Annotated in this window: 12 protein-coding genes; 6 read left to right on the top strand and 6 right to left on the bottom strand. The window is 66.9% G+C overall.

The genetic code is table 11. The annotated features are described in order from the left end of the window. Positions 1-92: 92 nt before the first annotated feature. The 3 genes from AC5ZH6_RS28765 to AC5ZH6_RS28755 are packed head-to-tail and all read right to left on the bottom strand — an operon-like array spanning position 93 to position 3,668. Entirely contained in the window at positions 93-2,171 is a 2,079-nt protein-coding gene (locus tag AC5ZH6_RS28765; RefSeq protein ID WP_496169413.1) for a type IV secretory system conjugative DNA transfer family protein, read from the bottom strand. Next, positions 2,164-2,343: a hypothetical protein gene (locus AC5ZH6_RS28760; RefSeq protein ID WP_496169411.1), complete on the bottom strand. Its 180-nt coding sequence runs from the start codon at positions 2,341-2,343 to the stop codon at positions 2,164-2,166. Before AC5ZH6_RS28760 ends, AC5ZH6_RS28765 begins: the two co-directional genes overlap by 8 nt. Then, complete coding sequence (locus AC5ZH6_RS28755) at positions 2,340-3,668, bottom strand: hypothetical protein (RefSeq protein ID WP_496169410.1); 1,329 nt, start codon at positions 3,666-3,668, stop codon at positions 2,340-2,342. The genes AC5ZH6_RS28760 and AC5ZH6_RS28755 overlap by 4 nt, the downstream gene beginning before the upstream one ends. A gap of 271 nt (positions 3,669-3,939) precedes the next feature. Here AC5ZH6_RS28755 and AC5ZH6_RS28750 point away from each other — a divergent pair, with 271 nt between their 5' ends. Next, the gene (locus AC5ZH6_RS28750) at positions 3,940-4,626 is read left to right on the top strand and encodes a hypothetical protein (protein ID WP_496169408.1); all 687 of its coding nucleotides are present in this window, start codon (positions 3,940-3,942) and stop codon (positions 4,624-4,626) included. A 491-nt stretch (positions 4,627-5,117) separates the two neighbouring features. Continuing rightward, positions 5,118-7,502 (top strand): hypothetical protein, encoded by a 2,385-nt coding sequence (locus AC5ZH6_RS28745; RefSeq protein ID WP_496169407.1) that lies wholly within the window; start codon positions 5,118-5,120, stop codon positions 7,500-7,502. Positions 7,503-7,540: 38 nt separating this feature from the next. Here AC5ZH6_RS28745 and AC5ZH6_RS28740 read toward each other — a convergent pair whose 3' ends face one another. The 3 genes from AC5ZH6_RS28740 to AC5ZH6_RS28730 form a co-directional block, all read right to left on the bottom strand. Beyond that, positions 7,541-9,007, bottom strand: coding sequence for a hypothetical protein (locus AC5ZH6_RS28740; protein WP_496169405.1), 1,467 nt, complete (start codon positions 9,005-9,007; stop codon positions 7,541-7,543). A 2,920-nt stretch (positions 9,008-11,927) separates the two neighbouring features. Next, on the bottom strand, positions 11,928-13,742 hold the full coding sequence (locus AC5ZH6_RS28735; RefSeq protein WP_496169403.1) for a hypothetical protein: 1,815 nt from the start codon (positions 13,740-13,742) through the stop codon (positions 11,928-11,930). Positions 13,743-13,890: 148 nt separating this feature from the next. Further along, positions 13,891-14,091: a hypothetical protein gene (locus AC5ZH6_RS28730; protein ID WP_496169402.1), complete on the bottom strand. Its 201-nt coding sequence runs from the start codon at positions 14,089-14,091 to the stop codon at positions 13,891-13,893. 697 nt (positions 14,092-14,788) lie between these two features. Between AC5ZH6_RS28730 and AC5ZH6_RS28725 the strand changes: the two genes are divergently transcribed. From AC5ZH6_RS28725 to AC5ZH6_RS28710, 4 genes are all read left to right on the top strand, one after another. Then, positions 14,789-15,154: a type II toxin-antitoxin system RelE/ParE family toxin gene (locus tag AC5ZH6_RS28725; RefSeq protein WP_496169401.1), complete on the top strand. Its 366-nt coding sequence runs from the start codon at positions 14,789-14,791 to the stop codon at positions 15,152-15,154. Next, positions 15,151-15,429: a hypothetical protein gene (locus tag AC5ZH6_RS28720; RefSeq protein ID WP_496169400.1), complete on the top strand. Its 279-nt coding sequence runs from the start codon at positions 15,151-15,153 to the stop codon at positions 15,427-15,429. The genes AC5ZH6_RS28725 and AC5ZH6_RS28720 overlap by 4 nt, the downstream gene beginning before the upstream one ends. After that, positions 15,429-15,722 carry a helix-turn-helix domain-containing protein gene (locus AC5ZH6_RS28715; RefSeq protein WP_496169398.1) on the top strand — a complete coding sequence of 98 codons (294 nt, stop codon included), beginning with the start codon at positions 15,429-15,431 and terminating at the stop codon, positions 15,720-15,722. Before AC5ZH6_RS28720 ends, AC5ZH6_RS28715 begins: the two co-directional genes overlap by 1 nt. Before the next feature lie 160 nt (positions 15,723-15,882). Beyond that, a complete protein-coding gene (locus AC5ZH6_RS28710) occupies positions 15,883-16,218 on the top strand; it encodes a hypothetical protein (RefSeq protein WP_496169396.1) in 336 nt (111 codons plus the stop codon). Positions 16,219-16,296 lie beyond the last annotated feature (78 nt).

The following is a 16,296-nucleotide window of genomic DNA, read 5'->3' as shown; positions in this document are numbered from 1 at the left end:
GAGACTGTGGCACCGTCAAAGCCAGCGAGCAATGAGACTGCAGCGACCTGGGCGATCGCTACGAGTTGTGCCGCCGAGGGGTCGGGCACCGCCTATCGGGCGAACGGATTGTTCGACGGCGCGGCGGACGAGTCGCCGAAGGCGTCGGCGATGTCGTCGGCGCTGGCTGCAGCGGCAGCGTCGCCAGCCGATTCGGGCGTCGCCGCCGGTTCGACGCGGGACGCGGTGACGGCTGTCGGTGAGTTGGCCGGCGACTTCGGTTGCTGCTGCGTCTGATCACGCGGTCCTGCGGTGACCGGTGGTGGCATGTCGTCGACCGGTTCGGGGGGCAGCGGGATGTCGTCGTCGGCGGCCGCCGTCGCGTACTCCGGGCCCGGATCGATCGGTGGTTCATGGATGTCGTCCCACACGTTGCCTGTCGCGTCGTCGGGGCCGCTGTCGACGAAAGCAGCTTCCGGGCCCAGACGTTCAGCAACGTCGGCGCGTTCCTCATCCAGGCGTTCGCTGAGTTTGCGTAGTTGGGCCAGCAACCCGTCGTCGTGTTCGGCGTCGATCCTGCGCAATGCCTCGATCTGGGCGGCCAGTTCGCACCGTTGCACATAGTGGGGGTCACCGAACGGGGAGTAACCTTTCGGCGGCTCGTCGACGGGCACCATCTGAATGGTTTCGTACCAGTTGTTGGGGCCCTGTTTGCCGGCGGTGTGCACCGCCGACAACTCGGGAGCCTTGGTGATCCACAACAGTTCTCGTAGATCTCCGTCGTCGGAACTACGTAGCGCTTGAGCGGTGCCGTAGGGCACGCGAGGTAGTTCGGTGTCGGCGGACCGGATCGACGTCGACTGTCGGGCACCGGTGAACATGCGGAGCCGGTTGTTGGTGACCTCGATGTCCTCGGTCGCGATCTTCTTGGTGACCTTCCCGGAGAAGTCGCAGAAGTCGACATCGTCGTCTTCCTCACCGATCTGCAGGGACAGCATGTCACCGGTGAGGGCGGTCAGCCGTTTGAGGTAGACGTCGGACTTGTTGATGTCACGCAGATCTGACAGTGACTGCGTGGACACGATGGGAATGATCCCGACGTCGGCGGACTTGTTGACCAACCCGGCCAACGCTGATGCTGAGGCGGCGTTCGCCGCGGTTCCGAGTTCCTCGATCTGCACGACCACTTTCGGCCACGGGGTGGCGTCGGGCCGTCCTTGATCCATGTGCCGCTTGTACTCTCGCAGCGTCGACACGGTGTTCTGCAGGTCCAGCAGCAGCATCGTGCCAACCATCTTCGACTCGTACTCGTAGTCGGCGGCCGACAGCGAGAACATCACGAACTCACCGCGGACGATCGCCCGCAGCAGGTCGATCCGCAGGGAGGGCGTGGACCCCTGTGACAGCGAACCGGGGTAGAAGGCGCTCGAGGTGAGGTAGGTGGAAGCGATCGATCGGGTGTCGGCGATCGCCGAGCCGATGGTGTTGGATTTCTGGGCGGCGTCGTGTTTCAGTGACCGCGCACGATTCTGGAGTCGCCGGACTTGTTCGGCGGCGTCGATGTCACTCATGTGCGGGTGGTGCCGTTTCAGCAGCCCAGGGTTGAGGTGCTCGGCGGTGTCGACCAGCTCGTCGAGATTGAGCATGTCCTCGAGGACTTGGAGGGGCTCTTTCTTGGCCCGCACACCGTTCGGGCCGGGCACCTCGGAGTAGTCGCGCCCGGTGTAGTAGGCGATGTCCCAGCTCAGTGCGGTCACTTCGAATGCGTTGCGCCGGTACACATCACCTTGGTCGTTGTGGACCACCGAGTCGACGACCATGCGTGCCCGTGTCGCTCCGGAGCCGCGGGTGAGCGGATCGTAGTGACATGGTCGGGGCGGTTCGTAGGGGTGGTTGCGTTGAAATCCGGCGTCGCCGTTCGGGGAGAGCGTGAAGTGCAGGAACGAACGTCCCATGCGTTCGGCGTCGCGGGCCTTCTCGGCGACGAACGCGGGGTCGGGCTTGTAGTTGATGATGATCTGCCCGGCGCCGAGCTCGGCCGAGAGTTGGCGGGCAATCGAGTTGCCCAGGCGTGTCTTACCGACCCGTGTGGTGCCGATGATCATCATCATCTTGTTCAGATGCCGCACCGGCTGCTGAACGGGCTTGCCGTACTTGCCAACTCCGAAGGTGACCGCCGGTTCTCTACTCATGGGCGGTCCCTTCACGGTCTGCGTCGTGGGCGTTCCCGGCGGCGAACGCCGGGTCGTGGACGGTCCGCCCGGCGGCGAAATCCGCCAAGAGTAAGCGGGCCAACGTGTCCGGGCGCGTCTTGCCGACCCGTGTGGTCCCGGTCCCGACGGTGGCTGCTGGCGTTTTACTCATGGGTGTTTCCTTGTTCGGCCGAGGGGAATCACGGGAATGCTGTCGGCGGTGGATCGTGCTGGGGAGGCCGGTGGGCGGGTGCGCGGCACCAGAGTTGGTGAACCGTCGCTCAGTTCGCGGTGATCGTCGATGCCGGCAGTATCGGGTTGCGGCATCGTCTGGGTGATCGGCACGGGTGCCGGCCGGGTGTCGGCCTCGATGTCGACTGCCGACGGAGCGGTCGGAGGGGGTTCGGCGCCGGTGGACGGGCCTGCGGTGTCGCGGGCGACAGCCGCGATCGTGGCAGGTCTGTCACCGTCTGGTTGTGGTGTGTCGGTGGCGGGGCCGTCGACCCGGTTGGCGGCGTCCGCTGCGACCGGCACGGGCGGTCGATTCTCGGTGGCGGGGGCCGCCGACACGGGAGAGTGCTCGGCGTAGACCATGTCCGACGCAGGCTGGATTGGGTTGCGGGAAAAAGGATTACCTGCCGGGTGCGGTGCGAGGTCAACCGCGCCGGTGAGCGTCGCCGGCGGTTGTCGGGTGCGGGTGTGCACGGCGCTGCGCATCGTGGTGTAGGTGGTTTTCAGGTGGCTGGTGAACGCCGTGCGGGAGGGATTGCTCGAGCCGGTTGTGGCTGAATCGTCGCCCGCGTCCAGTGATTTGGCCGGCACGTCGTCGGTGGGCGCGGCCGTGGTGGGCGGCACATAGTTCGGGTCGAGTTCTGCCATCTGCGCGTGGAGCTCGTCGAGTGTGGGTTCGGCGATGTGCAGGGCAGGGCTGTAGCGGGCCGCGGCCACCCGTCGGCGTTCGCGGATGATTCGGCGTCGATCGAGGATGCCGACGGGCCGTTCGTTGGAGTGATCGTCACCTTCGATGCGGCCGCGGGTTTTGCGGGAGAAGCTGCGGGCCAGGGTGAACACGGCGCAGCTGGCCATGGCGATGGGTGCGAGTGCGATGGTCTGGCACAGTACCGCGTGCGCGGCGGACACCGACTGGAATGCTGCGGCCATCGCGGGCACGGAGCCGGGTTCGCCGGCGTGGAAGGCGATCGGCAGCATGTGGCCGGGCCATGCGAGAAGCCATGCCTGCCATGCCGACACAGATCCGGCCAGCACGATCCCGAGGATCAGCGTGACCAGAGCCCACAGCCAGTACCAGCCGGTGCGGACGCGGCGACGTTCGTAGACCAGCACTGCAGGTGTGAGTGTGACGAGGTAGCCGGGCAGGACGATCAACAGGACTATGCCGAGGACGAGCAGTCCTCGCACAGCGGAGCCGCCGCGCTCTGGTTGCTGTTGCTTCGGGGCGTCGGCGTCGTGGTTCTTCTTTGCGGAGAACAGTCCCACTGGGGGCCTCTCTGGGCGGTGTGGCTTCGATGCTGGCCATTATGCCGAGGCCGTTTCCGGCGGCCGGTAGTGTCAACCCGCCCGCTTCGGGGCGCGCGTTCTCGCCGTTAATTCCGGCCCCGTCGGCGTGTCCGCGCCTGTCTGCCACGACCCGCGACATACGGTTGCCACGACCACATAGCGACGACATCTCTCGCCGGTAATTGCGGTCACACCGATTCGGCTATAGGCTTCGGAACCATCGAAGCCCTAACCACACAGAGGACCGGCTATGTCCACACGACCACGCCGCGGCCGCCCCTCCAAGGGGTTGCGTCGTCAGCTGCGCTTGTCTTACAGCGCAGCGAATTCCGCGTTGCTGCACAAGTTGTGCGTGCGTTACAACCGATCCCGGGACAACGTCCTCGCCACCGCCGTCATCGTCGGACTGCACCACACCGACGAGCTCGCGCAGGCGCTGTTCTGCTGGGCTAACCCCGACGAGGCGCCGCCGATCCCCCGCGATCTGGCCTCGCTGCGCACCCCGACGAGACCCGAATGGGTGTCGGCTGACACCGACGACGGCCTGGTCCCCGCCGACTTCAACATGCCGATCGTCTACACCCACCTACTCAACGAGCTGTGCGCAACACCCGGCATCCTGCCGGTCGCGTTGCGGTCCGCACTGTTGTGGGTTGGCCTGAATCATCTCTCCGAATTCCCCGCGAACCTCGCCGAACTCGACGACGTTCAACGCGGCGGCGGCGTCAGTCAAACCGCGCTCGCCTTCTACTCCGGCGAACTCGTCGAAGGCCGCACAGCCAACGATGTCGCCGACGCGCGGCTGCGTTTGCACCGCGGCGACAGTCTGGAAGCGGTGGCTGCAGCCACCGGCATTCCCCTCGATTTTCTCACCGCGCTCCGCGATGAGATGACCGCACAGTCCAACGAAGGGGGGCAACTCTCACTGGCTGGATAACACCACGAGTTCACGTTCATCGCCAGAAGCGTGATGTGACACGAACCAACCGCAGGTGACGTCGTCGATGTCCCCAGCACAGCCGAGCCCCCTCACCAGCTGACATGCCGATCGGACCGGATCGCCAATCCGGACACCACCCGAGAACGCATCCCAGACACGAGGAAGGCCCCCGCCCTGGAAGGGGCGGAGGCCTCTGGAAGTTCCTGACCAGAACTGCTCGGTCGGCGCTGGTGGCCGCGATTTTAGATTAGCTCACCGGCTGCCAGGCCGGCGGTTCGTGCTTGCTCTTCGCCTTCTGGATTGATCACCGGGTAGCCACCACAGCTGCCACGGGGGTCTTTTGCGTTCCCAGAAGGAGGATCGCACTTGCGAGAGTACCTGCTACCCATGTTCCGGGTCCACCCAACACACCGGAACATTCATTCACACCAGTCCCACCAGTCACATGACTGGTGGTGTGTGGTGCCCACACCCGCCTTACCGAAGCGGTGACCGCCGCTCCCCTAGCGCCCTCACGACATGGTGGGGGCGCGGTTCGACGCACCCCAAAACCGGTCACCCCACGCCTCGGCCAGCACATCCCGGACGCCTATCTCGATGCGTTGCACGCCGTCGCCGCAGCCGTGGCACCGCGCCGCCGGGTTCGCGTCGACGCCACCGGCACCCACACCTACGCCACCCACATCCCGTTCGGGCCGACCGCACCCACGGTGCCGTGGGCGGTCGAACTCGCCGACGGCACAGAGTATTTGCGGCTGCTCGCGATCGACTTCGACGACACCAACGGCGCCCGCCCCGACCTCGACGCAGACAACTTCGTCGACGTCCTCGAGGGCATCGGCTGCCCGGCGATACTCGCCCAATCCTCCCCCGAATCTCTCCGCCGACATGTGTGGGTGTGGCTGGCCGAACCGTGGCGGCCCACGCGCACAGCAGCATTCATCCGCCTACTCGCCGCCCACTATCCGACGGCCGACCTCACCGCGCTGGCCAACCCCGCCACCGGATGTGTGCGATTCCCCGGGAGCCCGCACCGCGGTGGCGGCACCTCGACGATCCTGTCGATCTCGCTGCCCCCGAACTGTGATGCGGTCGCCGCGCTCGTCGGCTCGGCCCGCGCCCCCGAAGACCTCGACCACCGCATCGCGATCATGCTCACCGACCGCGACCGCCCCACCCACACGCGAGGCTGGCGCATCACCGACCCCGATCAGATTCGCGACGAAACACTCACCGCGGCGGCACTTCTCCGCCAGCACGGAGGCCTCGCCTACGATCCCGCCCCCGACACCGGGCTGCCACCCATCCCCGCCGCCGCCCACGACTTGCGCCCCACTCTCGGACTGCTGACCGTCGGGAAGCCCGGCGATATCACCGCCCTTTCGTTGGCGGCCGACGCCGCGGTCACCGCCATCTGGCGGCGCCGCCTCACCCGCCCCGTCCTGCCGGACCCCGCCACCCGCACCAGCATCCCCACCCACCACCGCGCGGCGATCACACCGCCAGCCGCCGCCGATTCGTCACGTGACACCGCCGCCACTGGTGATCGCACACCGGCAGCCAGCACACCGGTGGCGCCGGTACCCGCTGCGGTCGCCAACGCCGGATTCGCCTCCCTGCTGTCGGTGTTACCGGCTGCGGTGCAACAACTTCTACTGCCCTCCCGCACACCACTCGCAGCCGACCTGGACGCCAGCGCTGTGCAGTGGACGACGCTCATCGCCTGCCGCCGCGCCGGCTGGTCCGAACAGCATGTCCTCGACTACGACCGCCGCTTCACCCCGCCCGCATTCACCCACGCACACTCACGGCGACACCCGTCGGGCACCCGCGTCCGACGGTCCTCGCGAGCGACCGCCAAGTCACTGGCCAAGGACTATGCGCGGACCGTCGACCGCGCCCACATCACTCCCGACGACGTGGATATCGACGGCGTCCGCGACCTCGCCCACCAGATCCTCGACTGGGCTGACCGATGCCCCGCCTTAGCTTTCACCGTCGACACCCGCATCCTGCGATGCGTCCTCGAGGCGCACCTGACGGTGATGCTCCGATCCAACCGCGCCACCTACTCGGTGTCGACGCGTGAACTCGCCTGGCTCGCCGGTGTCCGGTCACCGCAAACCGCTTTGCACTACACCCGAGTCCTCGCCAGCCTCGGACTCCTGAAACTCACCCAACCCGGCGAAGGCACCCGCGCACACACCTACCGCATCCTCGGCGCACCCACACACACCCACACCAACCCGCCATCACACATTGCAGTACCACCGTTGACCTGCGCATGGACACAAGGGGGGCACGCCCCCCGCACCACTGTTTGGGGTGAGATTTCCGGTGTACTGCAGAACGTCGAGTTCGCTGAATTGCTGGCGCAGCGCACCACCCATTTCCGGCACGACGTGTGGTGCGCCGCATCGGTCGGAGAGCACGCCGCTGTCGTCGCGTTCTGGGTAGCCCACCACGGCATCAGGGACGTCGACAGGCTCGCCCGCCACTGCGCAATCACCGCCGACGAGGTACGCGAAAGCCTGTCCGCGCTGCACGATCTGGGACTCCTCGACTCCGACCTCACCCCCACGTTGAACGCACACACCTACCAGGAAGCCGCGCACCGCACCGGCACCGCAGGCGTGTGGGATCGCCGCAAATTCGGGTGGGACATGCAAACCCTGCGATGGCAATGGTGGTGCGCCGAAACGGATCTACTGACCGCCACCAACGGCTCTCCCGAACACATCGCAGCCCGCGCCACACTCAACGAATTCGGCGGCCGATACCCGCGCTACCGACACACCGGAGAACCACATCACACGCGCGCCCTGACGATCCTCACCGCCGCCAATCACCGCACCCAGTGGGAAGCCCAATGAACCAACCAGCACTCCCCGAGTACGCCCCCAACCGGCCGTCACACAGCGTCGGCCCCGGGGTTCGCATCGTCGCTATCATCGGCGGCCACCACACCCGTGTCCCCGGCCCGCGGCCGTGGCCGCACCGCATTCGCCACTTCCGCCTCCGTCAGCAGACACAACTCCAACGGCGGCACCTCCCCCGGCCCACCAGCCGGCAACGTCACCCACTTCACGAACGTCTTCCGCGGCCGATCCGCAGCGGGCACCTCCCGACGCCACACCTCCTGCCACAGCAACCACCGCTTGTAACTACACCGGTAGCGCGCCGGCAACGACCGCTGATCCACCGCATACTGCACACCCGAATCATGGGCGACAACATCGTTGACCGTGATCGGCAGATTCGGCGGCGGCGACGCCCACTGAACACTCTTGTACTCGAACGGCATCGACGCCGGCACAAAACCGCGCGCCCACTCACCCTTCCGCGGATTGAAACGACCCCACAACAACCCCTTCGCCTCCGGCGTGCACACCCACTCCACCTGACGGAACTGGCCCCGCCGCAATGCCACCCGCTGCACCGTCCGCTCCTGACCATCCTCACCACGCTCCACCACCGACTCCCGGACCACACCACCACGACCATCCGGGATCAGACGAGCCACCGCCTTCGAATAACCGACCACGATCGCCTGCAACCGATCACTGGCCTTCGTCGCGATCTCCACCTCCACAGCCGCCAACTCCCCCGACGCCAACACCTTCACAAAATCCGGGAACCGCACACTCGTCGGCGTCTCCGTGGTCGCCGACTGCCGCTCCGAAGCAATCGCACACGACAGGTACGTCACCTCCGGAACCGTATGAGTCACCTGACCATCCGCGCCGTACACCCGCCGAAACACCCGACCCGGCCGCACACCCGGATCAGTCTCCCCCACCGAGAACCGCACACCCACCGACTCCAGGAACTCCTGCACCGCATCCTGATCCGGCTCACGATCCATCAACCGGATCTGCCGCTCCGTCAACACCCGAACACCCTGCGACATCGCCACCAACAACCGATCCGCCACCAGCGCCGGATGCAACAAATTCTCCGGCACCGACAAATCCCGCAACGCCAACCGCTCAAACATCGGCGGCAACCCCTGAACCCCCACCTTCTGCCCAGCCCGAGTCGGCGTAATCACCGTCCCCGCCCACGCCGGAACCCCCGCATCCCGATTCACCAACCCCGCCTGCTCCATCTTCACCACACGCTTCAACGCCGTCGACGCATTCCCCCCGTAAAACCACGTCGCCGCCTGCCGCAACAACACCATCCCGTGCAACGTCGCGAACTCCAACAACTGCTCATCACGCACCGTGCGACGCCAACCATGCCCACCCCGCGCAGTACCCGACGCCGACCCCACCTGCCGCGACCACACCCGATTCGACTTCTCCCGCCGCCACCGCGTGAACCGCAACTCCGCATCAGCAACATCCACATCAGCCTTCGACACCACATCAGCCACAACCGCCACCACCCTCCACAATCACGTGACCAAACAAGTGACACACCCACACCACCACGAATCCGATACAACCGCCACCATACCGGCCCAACGACCAGCACAAACCCCACAAACAACGTGACCACCAAAACCCACCAAAAATCACGACTCTCGCACCAGCACCACCACCACCCACGACCGTGTTAAAAAGCGTTCACGTTTGCCGTGGGTGGTGATGGTGCTGGTGCTCGACCGGCGCCGTCCTCGGCGTCCACCCCCAACGCGCAGCCCGAAGCACCGGGCAGAAATCGACCTATTCGGCCGATCCCTGCCCGGTGCCGGCTGCGCGGGTGGACGCCGATGCCCGCTGCCGGTGCCTCCGGCCTCCGGGGCCGCCCCGAGGGGGCGTCCCCTACGGCCTGCGGCCGCCAGCCAGGTGGTGGGTGACGGCTGTGTGCCGCGACCTGCGGTGGCCGTCGCAGCCGCCCGCCCTTCGGGCCTGGGCGTCTGCGACGGCGTGGCGGTGGGGTGACCGCAGGTTGCGGTGTGCGGTGGTTGTCCGCCGTTGTGTGCCTCGTGGTGCCCCGCCTGGTGGGTGACGTCGCCGTCGCAGCCGGGGTGCGCTGTAGGGGTTCAGGCCCGGAGGGCGAACCCCGCCCCGCAGGCCGGCCCGCGAGGCAGCAACCCACCGGTGGTGAGCGGCCCGCCAAGGTGCAGTGGCCAGCAGGTGACCCCCGGTGAGGGGTCCAGGCCCGGAGGGCGGACCCCGCGGTGAGTGTCGCGTCGGCAGCCGGGTAGCAGGGGTTGTGGCAGTCGGCGGGTGTCGGCGGCGGCGCCGGGGGTAGCCGTCCACCGGGGTGCCCTCCTGTGGTGGACCTCTGTGGCGAACCCTCAGCGGTCGCGGCCGACCTTCCCTAGGCGGAGCGGGAGTGTCACCCTGCCCCGGAGGGGAGATCACCCGCCAGCCGACCCCCAAGACCCGCCAGCTTCGCCCCCGCCGGCACACCACCCTCCAAGACCGACCACAGACAGCCGCCACCAACGGCCGCCACCAACGGCCGCCACCAACGAAGCCGCCCACAGTCGCCATCACCCCGTAACAGCCCTCCGCCGCCCAGCCACCCCACCAAGGGGTCCAGGCCCGAAGGGCGGACCCCGCCCCGCAGGCCGGCGCGCGGGGCAGCAACCCACCAGTAGCCGTCGACCCCGCCAACGAGCAGTAGCCAGCCGGGGGACCCACCCACCAGGGGTCCAGGCCCGAAGGGCGGACCCCGCCGCAAGCAGACGGAGAAGCTCGAGGCCCACGCCAGTCCAGAACCCTTGTCAGCGGCCCCACGGGGCCGGGCTCAGCGCGCCCCTCACGGGTCGCGACCAGTAACCACCACCCCGACAGATGACCCCGGGGGCTGGCGCCCCCGGGCCCTCACCCGACCCGCCGGCGGGGCGGCCCCACCCCCCCCCAGCACGGCCCGCCACCGGGTGGCGGGCCGCCGACACAGCCAGCGGACGGGTGGGCGGCCGCCTGTGGCGGCCGCCCCCCGTCCGCGAACCACCGCACAACCCCACGCGGGCAGTCCCCCTCCGCAGCCACCAGCGGGCCGACAGCCGTCGACCCTCGACCCACGGGGCCGGGCTTTCAGGGAGGTGGTGGGAGGTAATGAAGGCGGCGGCGATTGGCGATTGGTGCTGCAGGGGGCTGGGCGGGGTGGCGCGGCGGCGGCGATTGCGCGCGCGGATTGGCAGCTGAGGGGACACAGAAGCGACGGCCGGTGGGTGGTTCGCGCTGGGGTGACGTTGTGGCGCTGGCGTATTGGGTGGGGGACACAGGCAACGGCAGCGGTTGCTCGGGTGCCGGCGCGGGTGCGGCCGTCGTGGTCGCCGGCGGTGTGACCAGCCGGGCTGGCGGTCCCGGGGGAACCAGTTGGTTCGCTGTCCTGGCAACATTGGCATGCCGTTTTCGCCGCTCACCACCAGGGGGCCGGACGGGGAATTGGGCGGTCGCCGCCAGCTTCGGAGTGGCTCTGGTGTGGCTTCAGTCGCGCAGCCCGCCAAGGGATCTCGGCACCTTCCCTCGGGCGCGGCGATTGGGGACAGAATCAGAAATGTCGCGCGATCACACGCAATGGGCGGCGACCGCTCGAGCTCGGCCGCGCACCGTCCAGGTGCCGTTCCGTGGGCGCGCTTACGCGACCCGGTAGCGAGCTCCGTCGACCTGCGCGCCTGGGCCTCATCGCCGGCCGCGGGCCGGCGACCGATTGTGCAGGCGGGGAACCCTTCCCACCCGGGACTGGGATCCAAGTGACCGTCGATGCGTGCGTCTGGGGACACATCTGGCGTTGCCTGGGATCTCGTCGCCTGTGTTGAGGGTCCTCGGTGTGGCCAGGCGACCCAACGGCCGCACGCGCCAACTCTGCTCGCGGGCAACCCCTTCCGTCGTCGGCACTCGGTGGCTTCGAGCCGGGGACCGGACAGCCCACCGGTCGATCAACCGCCGGTCACACCGCGCACGGTCCTGCCCGCCTAAGCGATCCGGCTGGCACTGGAGAACGTTGAGCGGGAAGGCGCGATGGGCGGGGACCGGACGACCATGTTCGGTGGTGTTCGCCCGCCGTGTGGAACTGGTGGGCGAGCCCTTGATGGTCAGCGCTCAGCGCCACGCCGACATCGGCACGCTCCCGCCCGCCGAGCCGCTATCGGGGGACAGATACCAGGGACCGGACGGGACCAGACGCAGAGGCGACACCAGATCAATTCGGCCGCCGACCGGTCGCCCCAACACGACGCAAGGGGACCGCCTGAACTGTCTCTACGCAGCTCAACTCCGCCCCTCCGAAGCGAACCAATTGGTTCGCTGTCCGCCAGTACAGGACCTGAGACCCCCAAGCGCGATGAGGAGGAGAATGAATGATGATGCTGCTGCCTTGCAGGGAAGATGACCCACTCAAAAGCCCGGGCCGTCAACGCAATCGGCAGCGCTCGCCTCCACCAGCCAGCGAGCGAACGTCTCATGCCGGAACTGGTAGGCCTGACCGGTCACGCGTAGCAACCCCGCGGCGTGCGCCCAGCGAAAGAACACCGTAGGCCGCGGAGCGAACACCCCGGTCCTGCGGAACACCCAGCAGGTGCGGGCATAGCGGCAAGAATCCGAAACGAGAAGCACGAACACAACCATGCACGTAGCCACAATCCCAGTCCCGAGGAAAAGATGCGGCTCATTATCGCGTGTGAGTCGGGATACGAGGACGAGCGCGGATGCGACCGAGAGCGCCCACACGAGTCCGGTCACCAGACTGGCCGTTGTGTCTGCGCGGATGATTCGATCAGGGTGGCTGCCGAGCCGAAGCCGGTCCGAGTCGCTGGTCCTCAACCCAGTCAACGACCCAACCGTGAGCCCAACGATGGGCCCGACGGTGAGTGACGAGAAAAGCCCGAACGTGAGTCCGTTCAGCAGAGCGGCAAAGGGTAACCAAACCAGCGCGACTACGAGCGCGAACGCGAGCCCATCTGCGAGAGCCACTGGCCAGCGCCTGTGGCCAGGAATTCGCCACGCCAGCCTTTTGGTTCGGATTGATCGAGCGTCAGTCTCCTGGAGGTGTTTGGGCACCCGCCACAGTTGATCGAGTCGGATGCTGTTGTCGCCGACTTGGGTGAAGTGGTTGGCGAGGGTGGTCAGCCAGCGGTGGACGTCGGGTTCGGTGTAGGCGCCGACGATTTTGGTGTGGGGGTCGGTGGCGGCGATGGCGGCGGGGATGAGTGTGGCGAACAAGCAGTCGCGGACGTCGTCGACGGTTGCGCATGCGGTGAGGGTTTCTGTGACCTCCGGTGTGTGGTGCAGGGCGGTGGCTGTCAACCCCAGCGTCCACGGGGTGGACAAGGCGAGAGCGAGGGTCCCGTCCGGGGTGTCGACGATGGTGTCGGTCACCGCCTCCCAGGAGTGCGACGCCGTCAGGTCACGCGCCGTGCGGTACTCGCCGAGGTAGTCGATCACCGTTTCCGGGGACAACGACGCCATCGACAGCACCGCTGTCCGATGCACACCGCCATCACCGCGGACACGACGGATCAGGTCATAGGTGTCGGTGCGGCTTGAAACGATCACGGGCCGGTTCGACCAGGGCGGCGAATTGAGCTGCTCCACCGCGGCGACCGCACGCTCAACCGCCGCATCAGTGCCGGTGGTTGGGGCGGGGTGGTCCATCTCGTCGAGACCGTCGATGACGGGAAGAATGAGCCCGGCATCGACCAACGCCTTGCAGGTCCGAGGTTTCAGCCGGTAGTCCACCGCCAGCCGGTACGCCAGCCAACCCGCCAGGTGGGTGCCGTCCCAGCCGGCGGCGTTGACCCGCACCGGCACCGGTGTCCGAGCCCTGGCTGCGTCAGGCAAACGAGCTCGAGCTTCGAGGACCGTGAGAAGCGTGTGGATGGCGGCTACCGTCTTCCCCGCGCCCGCCGCACCCACGATCACCATGCGCGCCGGCGCCGGCAACGCCAGGTAATGGTCACCCAGGTCGGTGAGGTCGACGACATCCTGATCCTCTTCGGTGGTCAGCCGCTGACGAGCGCTCAAGGACAACCCGACGTCGATGAATCGATCCGGGCCGCCGGCCAACTGATCAAGCAACTGGGATTCGCGGCGGAGCACCTCTGCCGCGAGGTCGTCGGCGAGCGCGCTGATCGCGCGAGGAGACGTGTCCGGACGAAGCCAACGCACCACTGACGTCACCGGCTTCACCGCCAGCGACGCAGCCTTCGCCACACCCGCAACCTCACCAATGCTCACAACCAGCAACAATCTCACAACCAGCGCCGGTGTACGGGGTCACCAGGGGACAGAGAAATGTAAGGCGCGGAAACAGAGTTGCCCCGATAGTGTTGCGGTCGGGCGACGTCGTGGACTGGCGGACCTACACGGGCCGGACGGCGTCGACCGGCACGGTGAGCAGGTCGTCGCACACGTCGCAGTACAGCAGCACCTCGCCGTCGATGGGCTCGCCGGCGACGCGGTAGTCGCCGCTGCGGAAGTAGCAGCGCGCCCCGTAGTGGGCTGCGGTGCCGACGAATTCGACGACGGTGTTCAGGCTGAGGGAAGAGACGACGGTAGCCATCGGCTACACCCCTTTCGGGAACCCCTCGAGGAGGGTGGCGGGAAGGTCCCGCATGGTTCGTTTCTTCTCCTGACCCGAAGACTATCGAGCGCCGACACGGGGCGCGGCAACCGTCACCCAACGCACAGCGGGACCACCACCACCACCACCACCGCTGCGTCGAAGGGCGGCTCAGGATTCAGGGATGAACCCGAGGCCCGGGCATGTGACTACCGCGCCGGCACCAGCAGGAGTGCGACGATCATCTGCATCGACAGTCGACCGCTACCCAGTGAGGTAAACCCGATGTACCCATGCACAACCGACGAGTGCCGAAGAACAGCAGAGTGGATCACTGACTACCGAGACGGTCGACCGGAGATGCCGCTGTGCGACGCCCACGCCATGGGCAACGTCGTACCGCTGGACGGTGCTGACGACAGGACGCCCGGGCCCCCTGGTTCACAACGCGCAGTCCTTGGAGACCTACGCGTGTGTTGAGCTGACCGAAAACAGGCAGGCCCGCGCAGCTCGCCTGACCGCACCAGCGACGACCATGAACGGCTCATGATCGAGATGCGCCGCACACGGAAGTACAGCCCTGCGCGGATCGCGGGCTCCGCTCGCAGCGGAGCAGGGAGTGACCGCTCAGGCGGCTACGCAGTGAAGAAATGGCGACAACGTGGAGGTTATACTGATGCCGAGATAGGGTGGAAGCGTGTCACGAGACGGAGCGGACGAGGCCCCCATCGAATGGGTCGGCTCCTCGTTGGCCGATCTGCGCGACCTGCCGACGCCAGCGAAGCAAGACCTCGGATACCAGCTCGAACAGGTCCAGTTCGGCTCTGATCCCGACAACTGGCGCCCCATGCCCGGTGTGGGCGCTGGATGCCGCGAGATCCGCGTACGAACCGCCGACGGCGCCTACAGGGCGTTCTACGTGACCAAGTTCGATGACCGCGTCTACGTGCTCCACGTGTTCACCAAGAAGACCCAAACCACCACACAACGCGATCTCGACACCGGCAAACGGCGCTACGCCGAAGCCAGCGAGATCGCCCGTCGAAGAGAGGGGGGCCGATGAGTCTTCTGAGCGTCCTCGCCATAGTCATCTCGACCGCTAGCCTGCTGGTGGCCGCGCTGGCAGTCTGGGCATCGTCATGGCCTCGCAGCTACATCCCGATCGAAGCGCGCGTGGTCCACGCGGCAAAGCGTATGGGTGACCGCGACTACCGCGCTCACATTGAACTGGAGATTCAGCAGCAGCGTGGAGCTGTCGTGGTTACGCATCGTGACGCTACGCGAAACCGCACGATGTTCTCGGCCTATCCGGTTCGCACGCGGAAGGAGAAGAACTGATGAGTGTTTGGGACGACATCATGGACACCCCGGCCGAGGCCGAGAACATGCGCGTACGGGCCGCACTGCTGCGCGCCGTCCGCGAACGCATCGACACCTTCGGCTGGTCGCAGACCACCGCCGCCACCAACCTCGGTATCACCCAACCTCGGGTCTCCGAACTCATGAACGGACGCATTTCCAAGTTCAGCCTCGACGCCCTCGTCACCCTCGCCGACCGAGTCGGCGTGCATGTCACGGTCGTGCCCGACGCCGATCTCGCGCCTGTCGCCGACCACCCCGCCCTCGGATGAGCGACTCACCCGCCGACCGCCGCGCGCCCAAACGAGCCAAGGTGACCCTCGCTGATCTGACAGCGGCGCCAGGAGCCCTGAACACGCCTTACCGTTAGGCAGGTGCTCCTACAGCGCACTGGGCAGCTCACCTGTCCGATCACGAGAGCTGGGGTCATTAATGAGCGAAGGTCGCCGTACATTGCGATTCGGTGCTGGAGTTGACGATTCGGTCCGGAAGGCATTGGCCAAGGATCCGGACTTTGCGCATCCCGACTTTGCAAAGTTCCAAGCATGGGTTGTTGGCGACGGCGCACCGCGCCGAGTGCGGGTCGTCGGCGCAATCCGTTATGGAGGCGGGGACAACACAATCCAAAGTTTTGACGTCCTGGATGTGCTGGCAGGTACCGTCACCCGACTGGATCGCAGCCAGGTGTATTGGTCAGAGGCCGAGGCATTGACGGCCCGGGCTGAGTTCGACGATGACGAAGGCATGCCTGGCCCCCTACTCTGGTGACTACTCCCTCCTCCTCGGCATGTGCGCTTCGGAATTGACGGTGCCGCAGTCGATTACCGGCCGAACGTAAGTTCATGG

Source organism: Gordonia sp. YC-XJ4 (assembly GCF_059511865.1).
Note: the sequence above shows the minus strand (reverse complement) of the source record. Positions and strands in the feature narration are given on the sequence as shown.

Excerpts from the sequence above, each read along its gene's own strand:
- AC5ZH6_RS28710 (WP_496169396.1), top strand. The coding sequence starts at position 15,883 with ATGAGCGAAGGTCGCCGTACATTGCGATTCGGTGCTGGAGTTGACGAT.
- AC5ZH6_RS28760 (WP_496169411.1), bottom strand. The coding sequence starts at position 2,343 with ATGAGTAAAACGCCAGCAGCCACCGTCGGGACCGGGACCACACGGGTC.
- AC5ZH6_RS28765 (WP_496169413.1), bottom strand. The coding sequence starts at position 2,171 with ATGAGTAGAGAACCGGCGGTCACCTTCGGAGTTGGCAAGTACGGCAAG.
- AC5ZH6_RS28730 (WP_496169402.1), bottom strand. The coding sequence starts at position 14,091 with ATGGCTACCGTCGTCTCTTCCCTCAGCCTGAACACCGTCGTCGAATTC.
- AC5ZH6_RS28715 (WP_496169398.1), top strand. The coding sequence starts at position 15,429 with ATGAGTGTTTGGGACGACATCATGGACACCCCGGCCGAGGCCGAGAAC.
- AC5ZH6_RS28750 (WP_496169408.1), top strand. The coding sequence starts at position 3,940 with ATGTCCACACGACCACGCCGCGGCCGCCCCTCCAAGGGGTTGCGTCGT.
- AC5ZH6_RS28720 (WP_496169400.1), top strand. The coding sequence starts at position 15,151 with ATGAGTCTTCTGAGCGTCCTCGCCATAGTCATCTCGACCGCTAGCCTG.